Genomic DNA, 3,569 nt, shown 5'->3' with positions numbered 1-3,569 from the left:
CGTCGGAGTAATTTTTTATGTTTTCGTATTTCATAGAGTGGAAAATAATATAATTTAAAAAACAAACAAGAAAAATCCATAATCAATTAAAAAAATATTGATTTCGCAAGAGGTCTAATTTAATATCAGTTTAAATATAAAATAATATGTCATTTGTCGATATTAAAAACAGTTTTGGAAATACTCGGCATATAATTTACATTTTAAAAGGTGGGTCACATATCTTATAAGTCCCATAATTCCCCTTAATTTAGTGATAAGATACTAAAAATCTTATCGTTAAATATAACTGAGATTAATGTTCCGGCACACAGATACGGACAGAATGGAAGATGACCGTCATTTTTAGTTTTTCCAAATAAAATCAAAAAAACACCGATTATTGTTCCTATTATCGAACCGATAAATATTGATGCAAACGCGGTTTTAAACCCGAATAACGCTCCTATCCAAAGCATAAATTTTACATCTCCGCCGCCCATAGCTTCCTTTTTCATGATTATTTTTCCGATAAGTCCGGCAAAAAATAAAAAGCCGCCTCCGCTTAACGCGCCGACCGTTGATTCAAGCGGAGTAATTCCTGCGGGCAAAAACGAAATTAAAAATGATACTACAAGACCTGAAATTGTAAGTTCGTCTGGTATTATATAGTGTTTTAAATCAATAATCGTAAGTGGAACGAACAGCAAAAACGTAAAAAATTTGAAAAATATTTCAATACAAGTCCACCAATTCTGCGCCGATTGAATTTGCGGCAAAAACAAAACGAAAAGCAGAACGGAATATATTCCCGTAATTAATTCTACGGCGGGATATTGGATTGAAATTTTTGTTTTACATTCCTTACATTTTCCGCACAAAAGCAAAAAGCTTAAAATCGGAATGTTTTCGTTCCAAGAAAGTTTGTGTTTGCAATTTGGGCAATGCGACGCCGGAAAAATAATCGACTCTTCAGCGGGAAGCCGACAAATAAGTACATTAAAAAATGAACCGAATAGAAGTCCGTACAAAAAAACCATACCTGCAAATAAATAAATTTGCTCGGTCAAAAACGGCATTACTATTTTCTTTCTTCAATTCCGACTACACCACCGTTTTCGATGGTGAAATATAATTTTCCATTTTCTTTATAGAACCATTCTTCTTGTTCCGCCCATGCTTGTTTGATTTTGGTTATTTTTTTAGGTTCGCCAAGCATTAACTTCAAAGTTCCTGTCTGTATCCCGACTTTAAATTCGCCGCTCATAAGACAACTTTTGTCAAAATCCGGCAGGTCGGGATTTTGGGCGATATATTCGTCAATTTTTGCATTTGAAACTTTAAGCGACATATTTTTTGCCGACGCAAACGAAATGCACATTGCACAAATTATAAACACATATACTGCTAATCTTTTCATGAAACCTCCCTTTAAACATAATTCTATCTAATAATATAATATATTTCTTTACAAAAATCGCAGAATTGTTACGCTTTGTATCGTTTTTATTGTATTTTTCTAAAGCAGGGAGATAAAATGCCTGAATTTGATTTTGAAACAGTAAATTCTTTGCTTAAAGAACATTTTGAGAAAAATAAACTTCCAATAATTGATTTGATGGCGGTTCAAAAAGATTCACCGTACAAGATACTTGTCGCTTCAATCTTATCAACCAGAACAAAAGACGAAACCACCGCAAAAGCGGCCGGACGTTTGTTTGAAATTGCCGATAATTTTTACGATTTGCAAAAATTAAGCATAGACGAGATAGTAAAAGCCATTTTTCCTGTCGGATTTTACAAAGAAAAAGCAAAATATTTAACACAAATTCCATATATTATAAATGAAAAATTTAATGGAAAAATACCGCAGACAATAGATGAGCTCCTAACGCTTCCTGGAATCGGACGAAAAGTTGCAAATTTAATTCTTGCGACGGCGTTTAAAAAATCTGCTGTTTGCGTAGATACGCATGTTCATAGAATTTTCAATCGTTTGGGTTTTATAAAAACGAAAAATCCTCTTGAAACTGAAATGGCTTTGCGCAAAAAACTGCCGCAGAAGTATTGGATTGCAATAAACGGGTATATGGTATCGTACGGACAAAATATTTGTCGGCCGGTTTCTCCCAAATGTAGCGCATGCAGCATATCGAACTTCTGCAAAAAAATCGGTATTGTTCAATAGTTTTAACAAATATCTTTAATTTTATCGAATTCCAACTTGGAATAATCAAGCGGTATTGTTTTTTGCGCCGGATAACCGATTGCAATTATTGAAAGAACACGCACGTTTTCTTTTATGTTAAGCAAATTTTTAACAAATTCTTCCGACGAGGTTTTATCGGAATGATTACGGTTTCTGATTTGTATCCAACAACTTCCTAAGCCAAGCGAATGCGCCGTTAACTGCAAAATAGTTGAGGCTATTGAACAGTCCTCGATCCAAACATCGCAAATATTTTCATCGCCGCATACGACTACGGCTAATTTTGCGTCTTTAATGAACGTCGAACCGTCCGCTTTACTCTCCGATAACTTTTTAAGCGATTCTTTGTCTTGTACAAAATAAAAAGACCAGTGGTTACGTCCACGAGAACTTGGAGAACGCAACAATGCTTCTTTAAGCGTAAGTAAATCGGTTTTTGAAATATTTTCGTCTGTGAATTTTCTTACGCTTCTTCGATTTCTAATCGTTTCTATAGTATCCATAAACGAAAAATAAATTATGCGAAAGTAAAATTTCCTATAATTTCCACTTTTATTCAAAAATGGGAATTATATATGACAAATAAGGCGCCGTCACCCGTTATTTGTTTATGGATTGCTCTACTTTTGCCCTTAGGCGGAAAGTCGTTGCACTTTTTGCAATGACGAATTGTCGTCACCCGCTTTTTTCTCCGTCATTGCGAGCGAAGCGAAGCAATCCAGCCATCGTATTATCGTTTCACACCCATTATCGTCGAATACTTATATGTTTTTCCGCTCGCACCTTTGGCTTCAGCGATTATAAAATACGTACCGTTCGCCACATTCCTGTCCGCATTATTCGTCAAATCCCACAATATCTCTTTGTTATTCCTGCTCTTGGATTCAAACACCACATTGCCGATGTTGTCATAAATAATAAGGGTAATTTGCACCTGTTCGGGTGTTTTTACCGAAATCTTTGCAGATTGAGAAACAACTGCTTTCTCAAGTATTATTCCGTACTTCCTGTCGGACTTCTGCGGTTTGGCAATCGCCGTCTGTCCTTCGCGAGGTTCAGTCGTGAAAGTAACAAACAAATCGCTTACCTTCATTGTTACCTTACCGTCTTCAGGTTTGTAGTTTTGCGCTATAATATCGCTTACCTTTACAGCAACATTATACTCTCCATTTTCTATCATACTGTCTTCTGTCAATCCGCCGTCTCTTAGCGAACGCGAAGACTGCCCGCTTTCTCTTGTGGTAATCTCAAACTTCGGCGCGCCGCTTGTAAATGAATTTGTCTCATTGTCTGTTTCATTTGTTGTCGTATCAGTCGCAAAACCGTCATAACCGATTATCTTTCTTAAGGAATCAAGAATATCACTTGCGGTAATTCCCGC

Annotated in this window: 5 protein-coding genes; 1 reads left to right on the top strand and 4 read right to left on the bottom strand. The window is 36.0% G+C overall.

What is annotated here, in order from left to right:
- Positions 1–245: 245 nt before the first annotated feature.
- Positions 246–1,058: a prepilin peptidase gene (locus LBH98_04380; GenBank protein ID MDR0303996.1), complete on the bottom strand. Its 813-nt coding sequence runs from the start codon at positions 1,056–1,058 to the stop codon at positions 246–248.
- A 2-nt stretch (positions 1,059–1,060) separates the two neighbouring features.
- Positions 1,061–1,399 (bottom strand): hypothetical protein, encoded by a 339-nt coding sequence (locus LBH98_04375; protein ID MDR0303995.1) that lies wholly within the window; start codon positions 1,397–1,399, stop codon positions 1,061–1,063.
- A 117-nt stretch (positions 1,400–1,516) separates the two neighbouring features.
- Between LBH98_04375 and LBH98_04370 the strand changes: the two genes are divergently transcribed.
- Complete coding sequence (locus LBH98_04370) at positions 1,517–2,167, top strand: endonuclease III (GenBank protein MDR0303994.1); 651 nt, start codon at positions 1,517–1,519, stop codon at positions 2,165–2,167.
- A gap of 2 nt (positions 2,168–2,169) precedes the next feature.
- Here LBH98_04370 and LBH98_04365 read toward each other — a convergent pair whose 3' ends face one another.
- Both LBH98_04365 and LBH98_04360 read right to left on the bottom strand, forming a co-directional pair.
- A complete protein-coding gene (locus LBH98_04365; protein ID MDR0303993.1) occupies positions 2,170–2,691 on the bottom strand; it encodes a nitroreductase family protein in 522 nt (173 codons plus the stop codon).
- Between the two features lie 227 nt (positions 2,692–2,918).
- Positions 2,919–3,569: hypothetical protein (locus LBH98_04360; GenBank protein MDR0303992.1), on the bottom strand; the 651-nt coding region annotated here is incomplete at its 5' end.

This window comes from Chitinispirillales bacterium (assembly GCA_031254455.1).
GTDB lineage: Bacteria > Fibrobacterota > Chitinivibrionia > Chitinivibrionales > Chitinivibrionaceae > WRFX01.
This window is presented reverse-complemented; position numbering and strand designations above follow the sequence as displayed.

Excerpts from the sequence above, each read along its gene's own strand:
- LBH98_04365 (MDR0303993.1), bottom strand. The coding sequence starts at position 2,691 with ATGGATACTATAGAAACGATTAGAAATCGAAGAAGCGTAAGAAAATTC.
- LBH98_04370 (MDR0303994.1), top strand. The coding sequence starts at position 1,517 with ATGCCTGAATTTGATTTTGAAACAGTAAATTCTTTGCTTAAAGAACAT.
- LBH98_04375 (MDR0303995.1), bottom strand. The coding sequence starts at position 1,399 with ATGAAAAGATTAGCAGTATATGTGTTTATAATTTGTGCAATGTGCATT.
- LBH98_04380 (MDR0303996.1), bottom strand. The coding sequence starts at position 1,058 with ATGCCGTTTTTGACCGAGCAAATTTATTTATTTGCAGGTATGGTTTTT.